At 75.2% G+C, this 16,303-nt stretch carries 18 protein-coding genes and 1 pseudogene; 11 read left to right on the top strand and 8 right to left on the bottom strand.

Going from position 1 to position 16,303, the window contains the following annotated elements; all coding sequences use genetic code 11:
* Window positions 1-14 precede the first annotated feature (14 nt).
* The 5 genes from J5O08_RS08050 to J5O08_RS08030 all read right to left on the bottom strand — a co-directional run bounded on the left by J5O08_RS08050 (window position 15) and on the right by J5O08_RS08030 (window position 6,420).
* On the bottom strand, window positions 15-1,286 hold the full coding sequence (locus J5O08_RS08050) for a chloride channel protein (RefSeq protein WP_218706363.1): 1,272 nt from the start codon (window positions 1,284-1,286) through the stop codon (window positions 15-17).
* 176 nt (window positions 1,287-1,462) lie between these two features.
* The gene (locus J5O08_RS08045; RefSeq protein WP_218706362.1) at window positions 1,463-3,361 is read right to left on the bottom strand and encodes a glycoside hydrolase family 127 protein; all 1,899 of its coding nucleotides are present in this window, start codon (window positions 3,359-3,361) and stop codon (window positions 1,463-1,465) included.
* A 29-nt stretch (window positions 3,362-3,390) separates the two neighbouring features.
* On the bottom strand, window positions 3,391-4,206 hold the full coding sequence (locus tag J5O08_RS08040; RefSeq protein ID WP_218706361.1) for a carbohydrate ABC transporter permease: 816 nt from the start codon (window positions 4,204-4,206) through the stop codon (window positions 3,391-3,393).
* The gene (locus J5O08_RS08035) at window positions 4,203-5,144 is read right to left on the bottom strand and encodes a carbohydrate ABC transporter permease (RefSeq protein WP_218706360.1); all 942 of its coding nucleotides are present in this window, start codon (window positions 5,142-5,144) and stop codon (window positions 4,203-4,205) included. Before J5O08_RS08035 ends, J5O08_RS08040 begins: the two co-directional genes overlap by 4 nt.
* Window positions 5,145-5,154: 10 nt before the next feature.
* Complete coding sequence (locus J5O08_RS08030) at window positions 5,155-6,420, bottom strand: extracellular solute-binding protein (protein WP_218706359.1); 1,266 nt, start codon at window positions 6,418-6,420, stop codon at window positions 5,155-5,157.
* Window positions 6,421-6,618: 198 nt separating this feature from the next.
* Here J5O08_RS08030 and J5O08_RS08025 point away from each other — a divergent pair, with 198 nt between their 5' ends.
* The 7 genes from J5O08_RS08025 (at window position 6,619) to J5O08_RS07995 (ending at window position 12,032) form a co-directional block, all read left to right on the top strand.
* Window positions 6,619-7,629 carry a LacI family DNA-binding transcriptional regulator gene (locus tag J5O08_RS08025; protein ID WP_217616698.1) on the top strand — a complete coding sequence of 337 codons (1,011 nt, stop codon included), beginning with the start codon at window positions 6,619-6,621 and terminating at the stop codon, window positions 7,627-7,629.
* A gap of 87 nt (window positions 7,630-7,716) precedes the next feature.
* Window positions 7,717-9,153 (top strand): PTS ascorbate transporter subunit IIC, encoded by a 1,437-nt coding sequence (locus tag J5O08_RS08020; protein WP_218706358.1) that lies wholly within the window; start codon window positions 7,717-7,719, stop codon window positions 9,151-9,153.
* A gap of 50 nt (window positions 9,154-9,203) precedes the next feature.
* Entirely contained in the window at window positions 9,204-9,506 is a 303-nt protein-coding gene (locus J5O08_RS08015; RefSeq protein ID WP_218706357.1) for a PTS sugar transporter subunit IIB, read from the top strand.
* The gene (locus J5O08_RS08010; RefSeq protein WP_218706356.1) at window positions 9,497-9,940 is read left to right on the top strand and encodes a PTS sugar transporter subunit IIA; all 444 of its coding nucleotides are present in this window, start codon (window positions 9,497-9,499) and stop codon (window positions 9,938-9,940) included. Before J5O08_RS08015 ends, J5O08_RS08010 begins: the two co-directional genes overlap by 10 nt.
* On the top strand, window positions 9,937-10,653 hold the full coding sequence (locus tag J5O08_RS08005; RefSeq protein WP_218706354.1) for a sugar isomerase domain-containing protein: 717 nt from the start codon (window positions 9,937-9,939) through the stop codon (window positions 10,651-10,653). The genes J5O08_RS08010 and J5O08_RS08005 overlap by 4 nt, the downstream gene beginning before the upstream one ends.
* Window positions 10,654-10,749: 96 nt before the next feature.
* Window positions 10,750-11,484 (top strand): GntR family transcriptional regulator, encoded by a 735-nt coding sequence (locus tag J5O08_RS08000; RefSeq protein ID WP_217616703.1) that lies wholly within the window; start codon window positions 10,750-10,752, stop codon window positions 11,482-11,484.
* An 86-nt stretch (window positions 11,485-11,570) separates the two neighbouring features.
* Window positions 11,571-12,032 (top strand): hypothetical protein, encoded by a 462-nt coding sequence (locus J5O08_RS07995; protein WP_218706352.1) that lies wholly within the window; start codon window positions 11,571-11,573, stop codon window positions 12,030-12,032.
* Window positions 12,033-12,045: 13 nt separating this feature from the next.
* On the opposite strand, the gene J5O08_RS07990 is transcribed toward J5O08_RS07995, so the two are convergent.
* Complete coding sequence (locus J5O08_RS07990) at window positions 12,046-12,276, bottom strand: hypothetical protein (RefSeq protein WP_147794661.1); 231 nt, start codon at window positions 12,274-12,276, stop codon at window positions 12,046-12,048.
* Window positions 12,277-12,411: 135 nt separating this feature from the next.
* On the opposite strand from J5O08_RS07990, the gene J5O08_RS07985 reads away from it, so the two are divergent.
* From J5O08_RS07985 to J5O08_RS20865, 4 genes and pseudogenes are all read left to right on the top strand, one after another.
* Entirely contained in the window at window positions 12,412-12,642 is a 231-nt protein-coding gene (locus tag J5O08_RS07985) for a DUF6480 family protein (RefSeq protein ID WP_217616706.1), read from the top strand.
* A 101-nt stretch (window positions 12,643-12,743) separates the two neighbouring features.
* Complete coding sequence (locus J5O08_RS07980; RefSeq protein WP_218706351.1) at window positions 12,744-13,628, top strand: hypothetical protein; 885 nt, start codon at window positions 12,744-12,746, stop codon at window positions 13,626-13,628.
* Between the two features lie 55 nt (window positions 13,629-13,683).
* Window positions 13,684-14,028 (top strand): annotated as a pseudogene (locus J5O08_RS20870) (DUF1016 N-terminal domain-containing protein); the annotation flags it as partial.
* Window positions 14,029-14,060: 32 nt separating this feature from the next.
* Window positions 14,061-14,183, top strand: a complete 123-nt coding sequence (locus J5O08_RS20865) for a hypothetical protein (RefSeq protein WP_255589472.1) — start codon at window positions 14,061-14,063, stop codon at window positions 14,181-14,183.
* Here J5O08_RS20865 and J5O08_RS07970 read toward each other — a convergent pair.
* Window positions 14,180-15,313: an AI-2E family transporter gene (locus J5O08_RS07970; protein ID WP_218706349.1), complete on the bottom strand. Its 1,134-nt coding sequence runs from the start codon at window positions 15,311-15,313 to the stop codon at window positions 14,180-14,182. The genes J5O08_RS20865 and J5O08_RS07970 overlap by 4 nt on opposite strands.
* A complete protein-coding gene (locus J5O08_RS07965; RefSeq protein ID WP_218706348.1) occupies window positions 15,310-16,167 on the bottom strand; it encodes a thioredoxin domain-containing protein in 858 nt (285 codons plus the stop codon). Before J5O08_RS07965 ends, J5O08_RS07970 begins: the two co-directional genes overlap by 4 nt.
* Window positions 16,168-16,303 lie beyond the last annotated feature (136 nt).

The raw sequence follows: 16,303 nt of genomic DNA, 5'->3' as shown, positions 1-16,303 counted from the left end.
CGCTCGAGGCCCGGTCAGGCCGGGCGGGGCGGCGGGTCGAGGAGGCGGACCGTCAGCAGGGCCGCGGCCGCCGCGACCACCGCCGCCGGGGCCGTGTCCAGCCCCGCCCGGCCGACCAGCAGCGCCGCGAACATCACCGCGGACAGCAGCAGCCGGCTGGTCGCTGCCATCCCCGCAGCCGCCCCGACGGCCACCGCGAGCGTCGGCGACACGTTCAGCGCCGCCACGGCGACCGAGGCCAGCCCGACCCCGAGGAAGATCGCCGGGAAGATCGGCCCGCCGCGGAACCCGCCCCCCATGCTGATCCCGTAGGCGAGCCCCTTCGCCACCACGAGCACGAGCACGACGCCGACCGACTCCTCGGCCACCAGCGCCGGGATCGACGCCTGGCCGGAGAACAGGACGTCCCGCGGGTCGGCGCCGAGGGCCCCCGCCAGCAGGGCGAGCGCCCCGACCGCCGCCCCGGACGCGAGCAGCAGCGGCAGCCGGCCGACACGCGGCCCCGTCGACCGCAGCGCCCGGGCGAGCCGCCTGACCCCGGTGATCAGCGCCGCCGCGACCACCCCGACCATCAGGGCCAGCAGCAGCGACCCCGGCCGGACACGGTCGTACTCGGGGAGGTCGGGGACGGCGAGCCCGGTGACGGGCACGCCAGCCCAGTCGCCGAACCCCGTGACCAGCACGTACGCCACCGCCGCGGCCGCGAGCGGCGGGAGCAGCGCCGCGGCGGCCAGGGCCCCGGCCCCCGCCTCGAGCAGCATGACCCCGGCGACCAGCGGCCCGCCGAACAGCGTCGAGATCGCGCCCGACGCCCCGGAGACGCCGAGCAGCCCGCGCGCGCGGCCGGTGACGCCCGTCCACGACGTCATCCACACGCCGACGATGCCGCCGAGCGTCATCAGCGGCGCCTCCGGCCCCAGCACCACCCCGAACCCGAGCCCGGCCAGCGCCGCGAGGGCGACACCGCCCGCGGCGACCGGCGGCAGGGGCGTCATGCTCAGTCCCTCGACCGGGTCGTGCCCGCCGTCGCCCGGCAGCCGGCGCGCGGCCGCGACCAGCACCGCAGCGACCACCGGCAGCCCGAGCACCAGGTACCAGGGCGGCTCGTCGGTGCCGAGCGCCTCGGGGAGCTCGGTCCACAGCAGGTCCTGGAGCACGTGCACCGCGCCCACGAACGCGAACGCGACCACGCCGGCGGGCAGCCCGACCAGCGCGCCCAGCAGCGTCAACCGGGCCAGGTCCCGCGTCGGGACGGCCGCGACGTCGGTCGAGCCGGTGGCGGACACGCGGCCGACGCTAGCGACGGCCCTCGCGGGCGGGCGCCACCCGCACGGGATGAGCCCGCGCGTGGACCGCGGCGACGCGGCCTACGGTTTCCGGCGCCGCCACCGCCGATCGGCGTTGGGGCGCGCCGGAAAACCGTAGGCCGCGCGCGGTCGGGCCCGGGGCGGGTCCGACAGGGTCAGCCGACCGGCATCCACACCCGCATCGTCGACGGCCCGCGGTTGCCCCAGGCGTGGTACGGCACCAGGGGGACCTCGCGCGGCTCGTCTTCCCCGGCCTCCGCGGCCCGGTCGGCGTACGGCCAGTCCCCCTCGGGGACGTCGACCGTGCGCGCGCGCACGGTCACCGCGCCGTCGCGGGCCTCGGGCGCGATCCCGGTGTCGACCCGGGCCAGCCCGACGTCCGTCCCGAGGTCGACGGACTCCAGCGCGTACACCAGCGGCCCCGCCTCGACGGCGACCTGACCCCGGACGGCGTCGACCCGCGGGTCCGCGACGGTGAACCGCGGCGCGACGGGCAGGTCCAGCACGACGCTCCCGCCCGCCACCGGCCCGGCGACGGCCACGTACCCCGGCTCGACCGCTCGGCCGTCCACGGTGGCGCCCGCCGCCCACGACGGCACCCGCAGCGTGAGCGTCCACGCCGCCGGCGCCTCCTCGACCGACACGACCACGCGCCCGTCGTGCGGGTACCCGGTCCCGACCTGGAGGCGCACCGGCTCGCCGCCGACCGTCGCCGCGACGGTGCCCGCGGCGTACTGGTGCAGCTGCACCCCGTCGTCGTCCGTGCTGGCCACGTAGGCCGCGAGCGACGCGACGGTGCGGGTCACGTTCGTCGGGCAGCAGGACACGTGGAACCACGGCGCCCGCAGGCTGGACGACGCGCGCGGGCTGGCCACGTCCGGGTCCGGGACGTCGCCCGGCACCCGCTGCTGGAGGGGGTTCGTGTAGAAGAACGCGGTGCCCTCGGCCGACGGCGAGGCGGCGAGCACGTTGAACAGCGTGCGCTCGACGGCGTCCGCGTGCCGGGCGTCGCCGGACTGCAGCAGCAGCCGGTGGTTGGCCATGACCGACCCGATGCCGGCGCAGGTCTCCGCGTAGGCGCGGTCCGGCGGCAGCTCGAAGTCGAGGCCGAACGACTCCCCCTCGTGGTGCGCCCCCATGCCGCCGGTCAGGTAGGTGCGGCGCGCGAGCGCCGACCGGACCTGCCGGGTCACGGCCGCGAGCAGCTCGTCGTCACCGTCCTCGACCGCGAGGTCCGCGGCACCCGCGGCGAGGTAGAGCGCGCGGACGGCGTGCCCGCGCAGCGTGGTCGACTCCCGGACCGGCTCGTCGTCCTGGAAGTAGGACCGGCCGAGCTCGATGTCGTCGAGCACGCCGTGCCCCCGGCGGTCGACGAACAGCCGCGCCTGGTCCAGGTACCGGCGCTCGCCGGTGAGCCGGTACAGCTCCACCAGAGCGGGCTCGATCTCCGGGTGCCCGTCGACGCCCTGCCGGCCCTCCGGCCCGAAGACGTCGCACACGTGGTCGGCCGCGCGGATCGCGACCTGCACCAGCTCGTCGTCGCCGTGCGTCCGCGCCCGGGCCACGCCCGCCTGGATCAGGTGACCGATGCAGTACAGCTCGTGGCCCCACTCGGGGTCGGACCAGCGCGCGCCCTGGCCCGGGCGGCCGAACATCGTCGAGATGTACCCGTCCGGCTCCTGCGCGGCGGCGACCCGGGACGCGAGCGCCCGGAGCCGGCGGTCGAGGTCGGCGTCGCCGGTGCGGCCGACCTCCCAGGACATCGCCTCGAGCAGCTTGTAGATCTCGGAGTCGGAGAACTCGCGGCCGCGGCGGCCCTCGGGCAGCGTGCCGGCCGCGGCGAGGTCGAAGTTCCCGGCCCAGCCCATCTCCTCCACCCACCGCTCGGCGTGGGCGATCATCGCGGTCGCGTTGCGCTCCTGCAGCTCGCCCCAGAACCCGCCCTCGAGGCGGACCTCGTCGATGCCGAGCGGGCGCCAGCGGGCGGCGGAGGGGACGAGCGGGCGGCCGTGCTGCGCCGTGCGGTCGACGGTGGTCGTGGACGTGTCGGACATGTCGCCTCCAGGGCGCGGGCGGGCGGCGGTCACTTCACCGCGCCGACGGTCAGGCCGTCGCGCAGCAGCCGGTAGGTGCTGCTGAACACGACGAGGATCGGGATCGAGGTGAGCACGGCCAGCGCCATGAGCCCAGGCCAGTTGATGCCGAAGGCGCTCACCTGCTGCGCGAGCAGCGCGGACAGCGGGTACTGCCCGGGGGTCAGGTAGAAGTTCACGGCGTACAGGAACTCGCCCCACGCCAGCAGGAACGTCAGCGTGCCGACGGTGGCGACGCCGTTGCGGGCGACGGGCAGCACGACCGACCAGAACGTCCGGAGCATGCCCGCGCCGTCGATCGACGACGCCTCCTCGATCTGCGGCGGCACCGCCCGGAAGAACGGGCGCAGCAGCAGGGTGGCGAACGGGGTCAGCAGCGCGGCGTCGGCGAGCACCACCGCCATCGTGGTGTCGAGCAGCCGCCAGCCGGAGAACGCCTGGAACAGCGGGATGACGGTGGCCGTCTGCGGCATCATCTGCAGCACGATCAGCAGGCCGAGCGCCACCGTGGGCAGCCACCCGCGGGTGCGGGCCAGGCCGTACGCGGCGGGGATCGCGATCACCAGGACCAGCGCGGTGGTGCTGGTCGCGATGATCACGGACTGCAGCAGGGCCCGGAACAGGTCGCCGCTCAGCGCCTCGACGTACGCGGTGGTGACCGGGCGGAACAGGAACGTGCGGCTCGGGTCGAAGACGTCGTCCGACGACTTCACCGAGGTGAGCAGGATCCACAGGATCGGCACCCCGTACATCAGGGTGAGCAGGACCTTGGCGGCGACCGCCAGCGGGCCGGCCTTGACGCTCATCCGTCCGCCTCCTCGCGCTTGATGCTCCGGGCGTAGACCACGGCCAGGACCAGCACGCCGACCACGGCGAGCGCGGAGGTGGCCGCGCCGAGCCCGTAGTCGTAGCGGACGAAGGCCTGCAGGTAGCCCAGGAACGGCAGGGTGTTGGTCGCGGTACCCGGGCCGCCGTACGTCATCACGTAGATGAAGTCGAACGACCGGAACCCGTAGACCAGGGTGAGGATCAGCAGCACCAGCGTGGTCGGGCGGACCGACGGCACCATGATGTGCCGGATCTGCTGCCACTTGCTGGCGCCGTCGAGCTGCGCCGCCTCGAACACCTCGGGGTCGATCGTCATGAGCGCGGCCCGGAACACGAGGGTGTTGAACGGGATGACCGCGAACGCGTTGACGAACGCCACGGAGAACAGCGCCCAGTGCTGGTCGTAGAGGAACGGCACGGGGGTGTCGCGCAGGCCGGTGCTCGTGAGGACGGTGTTGATCAGCCCGGCGTCGTTGAGCAGGAACTTCCAGACCGACCCGTTCACCACCGGCGGCAGCGCCCAGACGAACACCATGAGCGCGAGCAGCCAGGCCGACCACCGGCCCGTGGTGCGCAGGGCGACCGCCGCGCCGAACCCGACGAGCATGCCGAGCACGGTCACCACGACGACGAACACCAGCGTGCGGCTGATCGCCGGCCCGGTCTGCCCGGTCTCGAAGCCGCGGCGGACGTTGTCGAGGCCGGTGAACACCCAGTCGGCGTTCAGGGTGGCGGCGGTGACCTGGCTGACCGCCATCCGGGCGAGCTGGACGAGCGGGTACAGGCTGAACAGGCCGAGGAACACGGCCGCGGGCAGCAGGAACACGATCCGGCTGCCGCCCCGACGACGCCGGGTCGTCGGGGCGGAGCCGGCCCTCGCCTGCCGCACGGGCGCGGTGGTGACGGGTGCGGACATGGCGGTCTCGTCAGCCGATCTGGCTCTTCAGCGCGGCGACCGCCTGGTCGGCCGCGGCCCGGGGCGCCTGCTGGCCGCCGATGACGGCGGACCAGGCCTGGCCGACCGTGAGCTGCACGTCCGCGACGGCGGCCGGCGGGATCGAGGCCGCCGGGTAGCTGGCGCCGAAGTCGGCGATCGTGCGGGCGAACGGGTCGAGCAGGTCGTTGCTCGTCACCACGTCGGCCTGTGCGGTGTCGGCGCGGGACGGGATCGAGCCGACCAGGTCGGGGGCCAGCTCCTGGCCCTTCGCGTCGAGGTACGTGCTCTGCAGGTACTCCCACGCCAGCTCCGGGTCGTCAGCGTGCGCGCCGATGCCCTCGCCCTCGCCGCCCAGGTACACCTGGCCGGTGTCGCCGAGCGGCAGCGGGACGACGCCGTAGGCGAAGTCGGCGTCGGACTCGGCGGTGCCGATCTGCCAGTTGCCGTTCTGCGCGAACGCCGTCTTCCCGGCCGCGAACTGCTGGAACGGCACCGTCTGGTCCCAGGTCACGGCCTCCTGCGTCAGCCAGCCGTTGTCGACCCAGCCGCGCACGCGCTCGAACCCGGACGCCAGCGCGTCGGCGTCGAGGTTCTCGTAGTCGAAGCCGGCGTCGCTGATCCACGGGTACGCCTGCCACTCGCCCTGCGACTGCGGCAGGCCGGACAGCGTGATGCCGCCGTACCCGGCGTCCTTCGCGGCGGCCATCGCGGCCTCGAGCTCGTCCATCGTGGTGGGCGGCTCGACCCCGATCTCGTCGAGGATGTCCTGGTTGTACCAGAGGCCCAGCAGGTTCACGTAGCCCTGCACGGCGTACAGCTGGTCGTCGACGCTGTGCAGGACCGAGTCGGGGAACTGGTCGGCGTCCGCGAAGTCCGCCCACTGCTCGTCGAGCGGCGCGAGCACGCCGCCGAGCGCGAGCGTCGCGGCCTCCGCGCCGTTGAACACGACGACGTCGGGGCCGGTGCCGGCGCCCGCGGCGGACACGAGCTTCGAGTTCATCTGGTCGTAGGGGACGTAGACGTTCTCGACGGTCGCGTCGTTCTCGGACTCGAACTTCTCCTTGTACGCGTCCATGAGCGCGACCTGGTTGGGGTCGGAGAAGTAGTGCCAGACGGTGACGACGCCGTCGCCCCCGCCGTCGCCCCCGGAGGTCGAGCCACCGCCGCCCCCGGCGCTGGTGCCGCCGGAGCAGGCGGCGAGCCCGAGCGCGCCCACGGCGGCCAGGGCGATGAGCGAGCTGCGTCGTGCGTTCATGCGGACCGGTCTCCTCGTCGAGTGCGGTCGGTGGCCGGGCATCGGTGCCGCGGCCATCGCTGGTGCGCCGCCCCGGACGAAAACACCCGAAACGGTTTTCGGGGACGCTAGCACCGGGGCGTCGCGGGCGTCAACGGGGTGCCGAGGTGCGACGTTTTCGTCGTACGCTGCGTCCCAGCACCAGGACAGGGGGCATCCATGAGCACCGACGCACCGGGCCGGCGCCAGGTGACGTTGCGCGACGTCGCGCAGCTCGCCGGCGTCTCGGTCGCCACGGCGTCCAAGGCGATCAACGGCAAGGCCGAGGTCAGCCCGGACACCCGGCGCCGGGTCCTCGACGTCGCGGAGCGGCTGTCGTTCACGCCCAACGCGCTCGCCCGGGCCATGCTCGACGGGCACACCGGCACCGTCGGCCTGCTGACGCACGACCTCGAGGGCCGGTTCTCGCTGCCGATCCTCATGGGCGCCGAGGACGCGTTCGGCGCGGGCCGGTCGAGCGTGCTGCTGTGCGACTCCCGCGGCGACGCCATCCGCGAGCAGCACCACCTGTCGACGCTGCTCGGCCGCCGGGTGGACGGCCTGATCGTCGTCGGCTCGCAGACCGACGCCCGGCCCCCGCTGGGCCGGGACCTGCCCGTCCCGGTGGTCTACACGTACGCGCCGTCGACCGACCCCGCCGACGCGTCGGTCGTCCCCGACAACGTCACGGCCGGCCGCATCGCCGTCGAGCACCTCCTCGCCACGGGCCGCCGCCGCATCGCGCACGTCTCCGGCGACATCACCTACGCCGCCGCCACCGACCGCGCCGCGGGCGCCGACGCCGCCCTGGCCGAGCACGGGCTCGAGCGGGTCGGGCCGGTGCGGTACGGCTCGTGGTCCGAGGCGTGGGGCCGCTCGTCCGTGGCGGCGATGCTGGAGCAGGACGTCGACGCCGTCGTCTGCGGCAGCGACCAGATCGCCCGCGGCGTCCTGGACGCGCTGCACGACCGCGGGGTGCGGGTGCCCGACGACGTCGCGGTGATCGGCTTCGACAACTGGGAGCCGATGATCGCCGGGTGCCGCCCGGCGCTGACGAGCATCGACATGAACTTCCAGCTCATGGGCCGGCGGGCGGCGGAGCGGCTGTTCGCGCGGCTCGAGGGCCGCGACCCGGGCGGGGTGGAGACCGTCACGCCGCGGGTGATCGTGCGGGAGTCGACGGGGGGCTGATCCGGGCCGCATCGGGTCTTGTCCCGCTCGCGGCGGCGCCGGTATGGTCCGGTCTATACCGGTCCACCCCGCGAAGGGACGCGTGCAATGGTGCAGGACATCCTTCAAGGCCTCGCCGACAACCTGCTGAGCCAGGTCCCGATCCTCATCGGCCTGATCGCCCTCGTCGGGCTGCTGCTCCAGCGCAAGCCGGCCGAGGACGTCATCGGCGGCACCCTGCGTGCGGCCATCGGCGTCGTCATCATGACGGTCGGCATCGACGTGTTCGTCGGCGGGCTCGCGAGCTTCCAGGCGATCGTCTCCAGCGCCGTCGGCGTCGAGCCGCCCGCGGCGACCACCACGCTCGACGACTTCCTCGCCGGCCCGGGCGCCGCAGCCCCGCTCATCATCGCGGGCGGCTTCGTGCTGCACCTGGTCCTGGTGCGGCTGTTCCGGTCGGCTCGGTACGTGTACCTGACCGGCCACCTCATGCTCTGGATGAGCATCGTCGTCGCCGCCTGCTTCGTCGAGGCGTTCGGCGACCTCGACCGGTGGGCGCTCGTCGGCGCGGGCTCGGTCGTGCTCGCCTGCTACTTCACGCTGCAACCGCTCTGGATCGCCCCGCTGATGCGCCGGGTGATGGGCCACGACCAGTTCGGCCTCGCGCACACCACGTCGACGCTCGCGCTCGCGACCGGGTACGGCGCGAAGGCGCTCCGGCTGGGCGACCCGGTGAAGCACGACACCGAGAAGCTGCGGATGCCGCGCGGCGTCGCGTTCCTCAAGGACATGAACGTCGCCACGGCGCTCGTCGTCGGCGTCATCATGCTCGTCGCGCTCGCGTTCGCCGACCCGGAGACGGTCGCCGCGGTGGCGGGCGAGGACCTCGCCCCGTTCGCCTGGGGCGTCATGCAGGCGCTGCGGTTCGCGGGCGGCATCGCGATCCTGCTGTTCGGCGTCCGGATGTTCCTGGCGGAGATCGTCCCGTCGTTCAAGGGGATCTCGGACAAGCTGCTGCCGGGCTCGCGCCCCGCGCTCGACATCCCGGTGATCTTCCCGAAGGCCACGACGGCCGTCATGGTGGGCTTCCTCGCCTCGACCGCCACCTTCCTGGTCCTGCTCGGGGTGTTCGCCGCGGCGGGCTGGTTCGTCCTCGTGCCGCCGATGATCATGCTGTTCTTCGGCGGCGGTGCCGGCGGCGTGTTCGGCAACGCGGTCGCCGGCTGGCGCGGCGCCGTGTTCGGCGGCGTGCTGAACGGTGTCGTCCTCGCCGTCGGGCAGTGGGTGTTCTGGGGCGTGTTCTCCGGCACCGCGCCCGAGCTCGCGACCCTCGCCGACCCGGACTGGTACGTCGTGTCCGCGGTGCTGGTCGCCGCCGGCGGCGTCCTGGAGCCGCTGGGCGCAGCCGCGGTCTGGGTCATCGCCGGCGCCGTGCTCGCCGCCTCCGTCGTCGTGCTCGCCGTCCTGGGCCGGCGTGCCGCCCGCGCCGAGCGGCTCGCCGCCGCGGCGCCCGCCACGGCCGACGACGACCTGGTCCGTCCCTGATCCGGGCGCGCCCCGCCGCGCCGCACCGTCCCCGACCCGAGGAGCCTTCGATGCCCGACCGTCCCGTCCCCCTGACCGTGCTCGCCGTCTGCGGCCTCGGCATGGGCACCAGCCTGATCCTGCGGATGACCTGCGAGACCGTGCTCCAGCGCCTCGGCGTCGAGGCACGGGTCGACAACACGGACCTGTCCACCGCCAAGAGCCAGTCCCCCGACGTGCTGGTCGGCCAGGGCATGCACATGGACGACCTGGCGGGCGTCGCCACCGTCAACGTCGTGGTGCACGACTTCGTCGACGACCAGGCCCTGGAGCAGCGGCTGCGCCCCGCGCTGGAGGAGGCGGGATGGCTGTGACCGCCGCCCCGACGCGCGCCCGGCACGTGCCGGCGGCGCAGGACTGGTCCGACGCGGTCCGGTTGGCGGGCGACCTGCTGGTCGACCTCGGCGTCGCGGAGCCCGGATACACCGAGGCCTGCGTGGCGTCGGTGCGGGAGCGAGGGCCCTACATCGTGCTCGCGCCCGGGCTCGCGCTCGCCCACGCCCGCCCCGAGGAGGGCGCGACCGGTACCGGCATCACCCTGGTCCGGCTGGGCGAGCCCGTCGTGTTCGGGCACCCCGCCAACGACCCCGTCGACCTGGTGCTCGCGTTCGCGACCGCCGACGCCGAGGAGCACCTCGACGTGCTGCGCGCGCTCGCGACGGCGCTGGGCGCGGGGCTCGCCGCCGACCTCCGGGCGGCGCCGCCGGACCGGCTCGCGGACCTGCTGGCCGGGGCGGTGGCGCCGTGACCGACGCCGTGGCGGACTACGCCGCCCTCGCCGACAGGCACCTGCGCCGGGTCGCCGCCGAGAACGCCGACGCGGTGCGCGCGGCCGCCGGGGTCGTCGTCGACGTCGCCCGTGCGGGGCGGGTCCTGCACACCGCCGGGGCCGGGCACTCGCTCGCCGGGGTGCTGGAGACGTTCTTCCGCGCGGGCGGGCTCCCGTTCGTCAACCCGCTGTGGCACCCGGACGTCCTGCCCCTCAACGGCGCCGCGGCGTCCACGGACGCGGAGCGGCGCCCCGGCCTGGGGGCGCGGGTCGCGGCGGACGCGGGCATCCGGGCAGGCGACGGGCTGGTGGTGTTCTCCAGCTCCGGCATCAACCCGTACCCGGTCGAGATCGCCCAGGCCGCCCGCGCCGCCGGGGCCCGGGTCGTCGCCGTGACCTCGGTCGCGGCGTCCGCCGTGGCGCCGCTGCGCGCGGGTCGCCGCCTCGCCGACCTCGCCGACGTCGTGCTGGACACCGGCACCCCTCCCGGCGACGCCGCCTGGCCGCCGGACGACCCGCGCACCGCCCCGCTGTCCTCGCTCGCCAACGCCCTGTGCTGGAACCTCGTGCTGGTCGCGGCGCTCGACGCCGAGCCCGACCTGCCCACCTGGCGCAGCGCGAACACGGGTGCCCCCGCGGACCACAACGCCCGGCTGCAGGAGCGGTTCCGCGCCCTCGTGCCGTCGATCTGAGCGCGAGCGGACCCCGGGGAACCCGCGGCGCGCCCCCGACCTGCACAATGGGCGACGCCGACGGGAGCAGCCGTCGACCGCACCGGAAGGACAGCCGTGACCCCTCTGACCCGCGAGGTCGTCGGCGCGCCGCCGCCGTCGGTGGCGAAGTACGCGTGGCTGAAGTCGGTGCTGGTCGAGCACATCGACCGCGACCTCGCGCCCGGCGACCCGGTGCCGTCGGAGCGCGAGCTCGCCGACGGGCTCGACATCTCGCGGATGACGGCCCGCCGGGCGCTCTCCGAGCTCGTCGACGAGGGCCGCATCCGCCGGGTGCCGGGTCGCGGGTCCTTCGTGAACGAGCCGACGATCCGGCTGCCCATCCAGCTCACGTCGTTCACGCACGACATGCAGCAGCGCGGCTACTCCTCCGGGGCGCGCACGCTGGAGGGCGGGCTCCTCGCCGCGGACGACTGGCTGAGCAGCGTGCTCGACGTGCCGCGCGGCCACCCCGTGCTGCGGATCGTCCGGCTGCGCACCGCCGACGGCCAGCCCGTCGCCCTGGAGCGGGTGCACCTGAACGCCGACGTCGTGCCGGGGCTGGCCGACGTCGACCTCACCGACCGCTCCCTCTACTCCGTGCTCGCGGAGCGGTACAGCATCGTGTTCGACGGGGGCCGGCAGATCATCACCGCGCGCCTCGTCGACCCCGGGGACGCCGTGCACCTCGACCTGCCGGAGGGGTCGCCGGTGCTGCACCTGGTGCGGACCTCGACGTGGCGGGGTCGGCTGCTGGAGTACACGGTGTCCGCCTACCGCGGCGACCGGTACGAGCTGAGCAGCGCGCTGTAGCGCTCCGGTCGCCGACCAGCCGGTTCACCGCCACGCAGGGTGGTGTGAGACAGTGCGTCTCCCCCCCAGCAGCCGGAGGAGCCCCGATGACCGCGTCGACCGATGTGGACCCCACGTCCTCGTACCTCGTCGCCTACGCGGAGGAGGCCGCCGCGCGCGTCGGCGTGCCGACCGAGTGCAGCATCATCCTGCGCAACCACCACCTGCTCGACCAGGTCGCGAGCAGCGGCGAGCGGGCCGCCCGCTGCGACCGCGCCGAGGTGACCTCGGGCGAGGGACCGTGCGTCGTGGCGATCCAGCAGCTCCGCGGCGAGCTGGTCCCCGACGTGCTGGCCGAGGAGCGGTGGCCGGAGTGGCGCGCGGCCGCGACCGAGGCCGGGTTCCGGTCGGCCGCCGCGCTGCCGGGGCAGGTCGACGCCGACACGACCGTCGCGCTGAACCTGTACTCCGACGCCGTCGACCCGTGGGACCGCGACGTGCTGGTCCGGATGGACCGGTTCGTGCAGGAGGTCGCCGAGGCGATCCGGACCCGGGGCCTCACCGCCTGACGACCGCGGGGCGTCAGCCCTGCAGCCGCCGCGCGAGCATCGCCTTCGACTGCTCCGCGCCCTTGCGGCTCTCGTGCTGCGCCCGCCGGAAGAACTCCGCGAGCTCCGCGTCCCCCGCCCGGTCGGCGTCCTGCGCGTACTGCTCCAGCCGGAGGACGTTGCTCAGGCACGCCTCCGCGAACCAGATGAGGTTGTAGTCCTTGTCCGGGGTCCCGGTGGTGCCCCCGGTCTCGCTGCTCGACATGATGACCCCCTCGTCACGCGACGGCCGCGTGCGACCCACGGTAGGCGCCGCCCTCGCGCCCCGCGAGGGCGGCGCCGCGGCCTGCGGTGATGCTCCCCGGTCGCCGGTCGCGGCACCCGTGCCTAGCGTGGCCGCATGACGAGCACCCCCGACCCGGACCCGGAGAACACGCCCGGCCTCGAGCCCGGCGGCGGCGTCGCACCCGGCGACACCCCGCCCGGCGAGTCCAGCACGTCCGGCGCGGCGTTCCAGGAGCCGGACCTGCCGAGCCGCCGCACGAACTGGCTGGTGTACGTGCTGATCGGGGTGGTGGTGGTCTTCGCGCTGCTGCTGTTCGTCGGGTACGTGGTGGGGCTGCTGGGCTGACCGGGCGGTTCGCCGCGAACCGGGCCCGGGAGCGGCTGCCCGGCCGGTAGCGTCCGGGGCGGGCCGCCCGCGCGGGGCGGACACGACCCCGAGGAGCACCGGTGCCGAGCGACCCGACCGCGCCCGTCCCGCCTGGGTACGGGCCGCCGCCGCCCGGCTACCGGCCGCCCCCGCCGCCCGGGTACCGGCTCCCGCCGCCCGGCCACCGGCCGCCCCCGCCCGGGTACGGCGCCCCGCCGTGGGGCCCGCCGCCCGAGCCGGGCGTCGGCGACGCCCTGCGGTTCGGCTGGGAGGCCGTCCGCGTGCGCCTCGGCACCGCGATCGGCCTGTTCGCGGTGCCCGTCGTCCTGCTGATCGCGGGGGTGGCCGCGGTCTACGTCCCGGTGCTGGCCTTCATGGTCGACGACCTCCGCGCCCAGGCCGAGGCGCAGGCCGCAGGCGCCCGGGCCGGTGCGGAGGTGATCGGGACGAGCTGGGGCGTCACGCCCGCGACGCTCGTCGGGCTGCTCGCCGCGATCGTCGTGCTGCAGGCGGTCACGATGCTGGTGCAGGTGCTCGGGGCGCGGTTCGGCCTCGCGCTGGTGGACGGCCGGCCGTTCGGCGCGCGCGAGTTCTGGACGCCGCGCGGGCTCGGGCGCCCGGTCGCCACCGCGCTGCTGCTCGCGGTCCTGACCGGGGTCGGTCTGCTGCTGCTCTACCTGCCCGGCCTGGTGATCGCGCTGCTCGGGCAGTACGCGGTGTACCTGTCGTTCGACCGCGGGTTCGGGCCGGTCGCGGCGATCCGGGAGAGCGCCCGGCTCGCGAGCCGGCACCTGGGGACGACGATCCTGCTGGTGCTCGCCGTCGCGCTCCTCGGGTCGGCCGGGTCGATGGTGTGCCTCGTCGGGCTGGCGCTCGCCTACCCGGTGGGGTTCGCGACGACCGCCTGGCTGTACCGGCGGCTCGACGGCCTGCCGACCCGCCACCTCGGGAGCCCGGCGTCCTGACGCCGGGACCGGACCGGCGCGACGTCGGCACCCTCGCCGCTGTCAGACGCAGTTCCGCGCGGCCCGCGCGGCCAACACCGAGGTGATGCGGCTGTACTGGTCGATCGGCCACGACATCCTGGACCGTCAGGAGGTCCGCGGATGGGGTTCGCGTGTCGTGGAGCGGCTCGCCGCCGACCTCGAGCGCGAGTTTCCCGAGCAACGCGGTTGGTCGCGCGCGAACCTCTTCTACATGCGGAGAGCCGCCAAGGCGTGGCCCACCGAGCCCGACGTCCAACAAGCTGTTGGACGATTGCCGTGGGGCCACGTCACCGTGCTGCTCGACCGCCTGAAGACCCGGGACGACCGCGACTGGTACGCCGCTCGGGCCGTCGACGAGGGCTGGTCGCGCAGCGTGCAACTGCACCACATCGCCGTCGGCCTCCGGTCGTCGTGGCCGACTACCAGGGCCTCCCGGCGGACGCCCGGGCCGCGCTGCCGTCGGCCGGCGAGCTGCAGGCCGTCGTCGACGCCCAGCTGCACGGTCCGCCGCGTACGAGGGCGGCGTCCCGCTAGGCGGGTCCCGTCGCCGGCCCGGGCTCCGCCTCCGTCCCGGCACCCTCCGTCCCCAGGCCGGGGAACCGGTCGTGCCCGTGCAGGTACCGCACCATCGTGTTGAGCGTCGCGGCCACCGGGACCGCGAACAGCGCGCAGACGATCCCCGCCGCGATCGATCCGGCGCTCACCACCAGGAGCACCGCGACCGGGTGCAGGGCCACCGCGTGCCCCATGAGGAACGGCTGCAGCACGTTGCCCTCGACCTGCTGCACCAGCAGCACGACCCCGAGCATGAGCAGGGCGGTCACCGGGCCCTGCGCGACGAGCGCGACCAGCACCGCGATCGCACCGGTGCTCACGGCGCCCACGAACGGGATGAACGACGCCATGAACACCAGCACGGCGATGGGCACCGCCAGCGGCACGCCCAGCAGCGCCGCACCCACGCCGATGCCCACCGCGTCCACGGCACCGACCAGGATCTGCGTGCGGGTGTAGGCCGCGAGCGTGACGAGCCCGCGCCGGCCCGCCTCGTGCACCCGGGGGCGGACGGCACGGGGCAGGAGGCCGACCGTCCACGCCCACATCGGCCGGGCGTCCCGGACGAAGAAGAACGCGCAGAACAGCGCCATCACGGCGCCGGCGAGCACCTGGCCGATGGTGAGCGTCGCCGACCACGCCCCCGTGAGCAGCGTCCCGGCGTTGTCGCGGAGCGCCGCCTGTCCCTGCGCCACGAGGGCGTCGATCCGGTCCACCTCCAGCCCGAGCGGCCCGTCCGACAACCACGCCAGCGCCTGGTCGACGCCGGCGAGCGCCTGCTCGGCGAGGTCCCCGAGGCCGGTCGCGATCGACCGTCCGGACAGCACCGCCAGGGCCGCTCCGACCGCCACGAGCCCGAGCACGCCGGTCAGAGAGGACAGCCACGACGGGAACCGGGCGCGGCGCTCCAGCCAGCGCGCGAGCGGGGTGAGCAGGACGGCGAGCAGCAGGCCCACCGCCACCGCGACGACGACCACCCGGAAGACGTCGACCAGCCACAGCCCCACGGCGGCCGCCCCGGCGACCGCCAGCACCCGCCACGACCACGCGGCCGCGGCGCGGACCGACGGCGGGACGGGGTGCTGACCGGGTGCGGACCCCGCCGTCACCCGCGCGCCGCGACGGCCGCGGCGACCAGGTCCGTGAGGCTCCCGGGCTCGGTCCAGTCGTCGACCGGCACGCCGTCGACCAGGATCGTCGGCACCCGGACCTCCGCCAGGTCGAGCGCGGCCTGGTGCGTCGCGGCGGCGACCCACGGCGCGAACACCCGGGACGTCGCCGTGCGCTCCTCGGTGCCGCCGCCCGGGGTCGTCACCTCGTACGGGGTCGGCCGCACCGCGGTGAACCGCTCCGCGACGCCCGCCGGCACGCCGGCCTCGACCGCGATCCGGGCGATCTCCTCGTCGGGCAGGCCCGCAGGCTGGTCGGTGGGCGGCTGGGCGGCCATCAACGCGTGCAGCACGTCGACGTAGTGCTCGGGGGACTCGTCGGCGACGAGGGCCAGCGCGTTGACGACGCGGGTCGAGTACGTGCCGCCGAACCGGGCGTCCAGGAACGCGAGCGGCCGGTGCACGACGGTGACGCCGCCCTGGTCGACCAGGTCCATCAGGGCGTCCGAGTACTGCTCGTCGAAGCGCTGGCACCAGGGGCACCACGGGTCGGCGTACACGTCGACGACGACGTCGCCCGGGCCTGCGACGCCGACGCCCGCCTGGCTGATCGGGATGCCGCCGGCCGCGTCGGCCGCGGCGGGCGCGGTGACGTCCGCGAGCGCCGGGGCCACCACGCCCTCGGCTCCGCCGCCGTACCCGACCTGGTCGCCGTCGTCACCGGGTGCGTCCGCGCCGCACGCGGCGAGCGGCAGGGCGACCAGGCAGGCGACGAGCGCCGCGCGCAGCGCCCGGGCGAGGCCGGACGGGGTGCGGCGCGAACGGGCGCGTGCCGGCGTCGGACGAGTCGTCATCTGGCTGACTCCTTCGGGTGTGCCCCCCTCGAAGTGTCCGCACCAGGGTCGCACGGGTCGACCGCCCTCCCCCGCCCCCTAGGTCCCGGTCCCGTGCGGGGCCGGGAGGCCTGCCCGGGATCTCCACGGCTCCCGC

The organism is Cellulomonas sp. PS-H5 (assembly GCF_019265565.1).
Taxonomy (GTDB): domain Bacteria; phylum Actinomycetota; class Actinomycetes; order Actinomycetales; family Cellulomonadaceae; genus Cellulomonas.
Note: the sequence above shows the minus strand (reverse complement) of the source record. Positions and strands in the feature narration are given on the sequence as shown.

Bases quoted from the DNA above. Each gene is read 5' to 3' on its own strand.
- J5O08_RS08045 (WP_218706362.1), bottom strand. From the start codon at position 3,361: ATGTCCGACACGTCCACGACCACCGTCGACCGCACGGCGCAGCACGGC.
- J5O08_RS08040 (WP_218706361.1), bottom strand. From the start codon at position 4,206: ATGAGCGTCAAGGCCGGCCCGCTGGCGGTCGCCGCCAAGGTCCTGCTC.
- J5O08_RS08035 (WP_218706360.1), bottom strand. From the start codon at position 5,144: ATGTCCGCACCCGTCACCACCGCGCCCGTGCGGCAGGCGAGGGCCGGC.
- J5O08_RS08030 (WP_218706359.1), bottom strand. From the start codon at position 6,420: ATGAACGCACGACGCAGCTCGCTCATCGCCCTGGCCGCCGTGGGCGCG.
- J5O08_RS08025 (WP_217616698.1), top strand. From the start codon at position 6,619: ATGAGCACCGACGCACCGGGCCGGCGCCAGGTGACGTTGCGCGACGTC.
- J5O08_RS08020 (WP_218706358.1), top strand. From the start codon at position 7,717: ATGGTGCAGGACATCCTTCAAGGCCTCGCCGACAACCTGCTGAGCCAG.
- J5O08_RS08015 (WP_218706357.1), top strand. From the start codon at position 9,204: ATGCCCGACCGTCCCGTCCCCCTGACCGTGCTCGCCGTCTGCGGCCTC.
- J5O08_RS08010 (WP_218706356.1), top strand. From the start codon at position 9,497: ATGGCTGTGACCGCCGCCCCGACGCGCGCCCGGCACGTGCCGGCGGCG.
- J5O08_RS07995 (WP_218706352.1), top strand. From the start codon at position 11,571: ATGACCGCGTCGACCGATGTGGACCCCACGTCCTCGTACCTCGTCGCC.
- J5O08_RS07990 (WP_147794661.1), bottom strand. From the start codon at position 12,276: ATGTCGAGCAGCGAGACCGGGGGCACCACCGGGACCCCGGACAAGGAC.
- J5O08_RS07985 (WP_217616706.1), top strand. From the start codon at position 12,412: ATGACGAGCACCCCCGACCCGGACCCGGAGAACACGCCCGGCCTCGAG.
- J5O08_RS07965 (WP_218706348.1), bottom strand. From the start codon at position 16,167: ATGACGACTCGTCCGACGCCGGCACGCGCCCGTTCGCGCCGCACCCCG.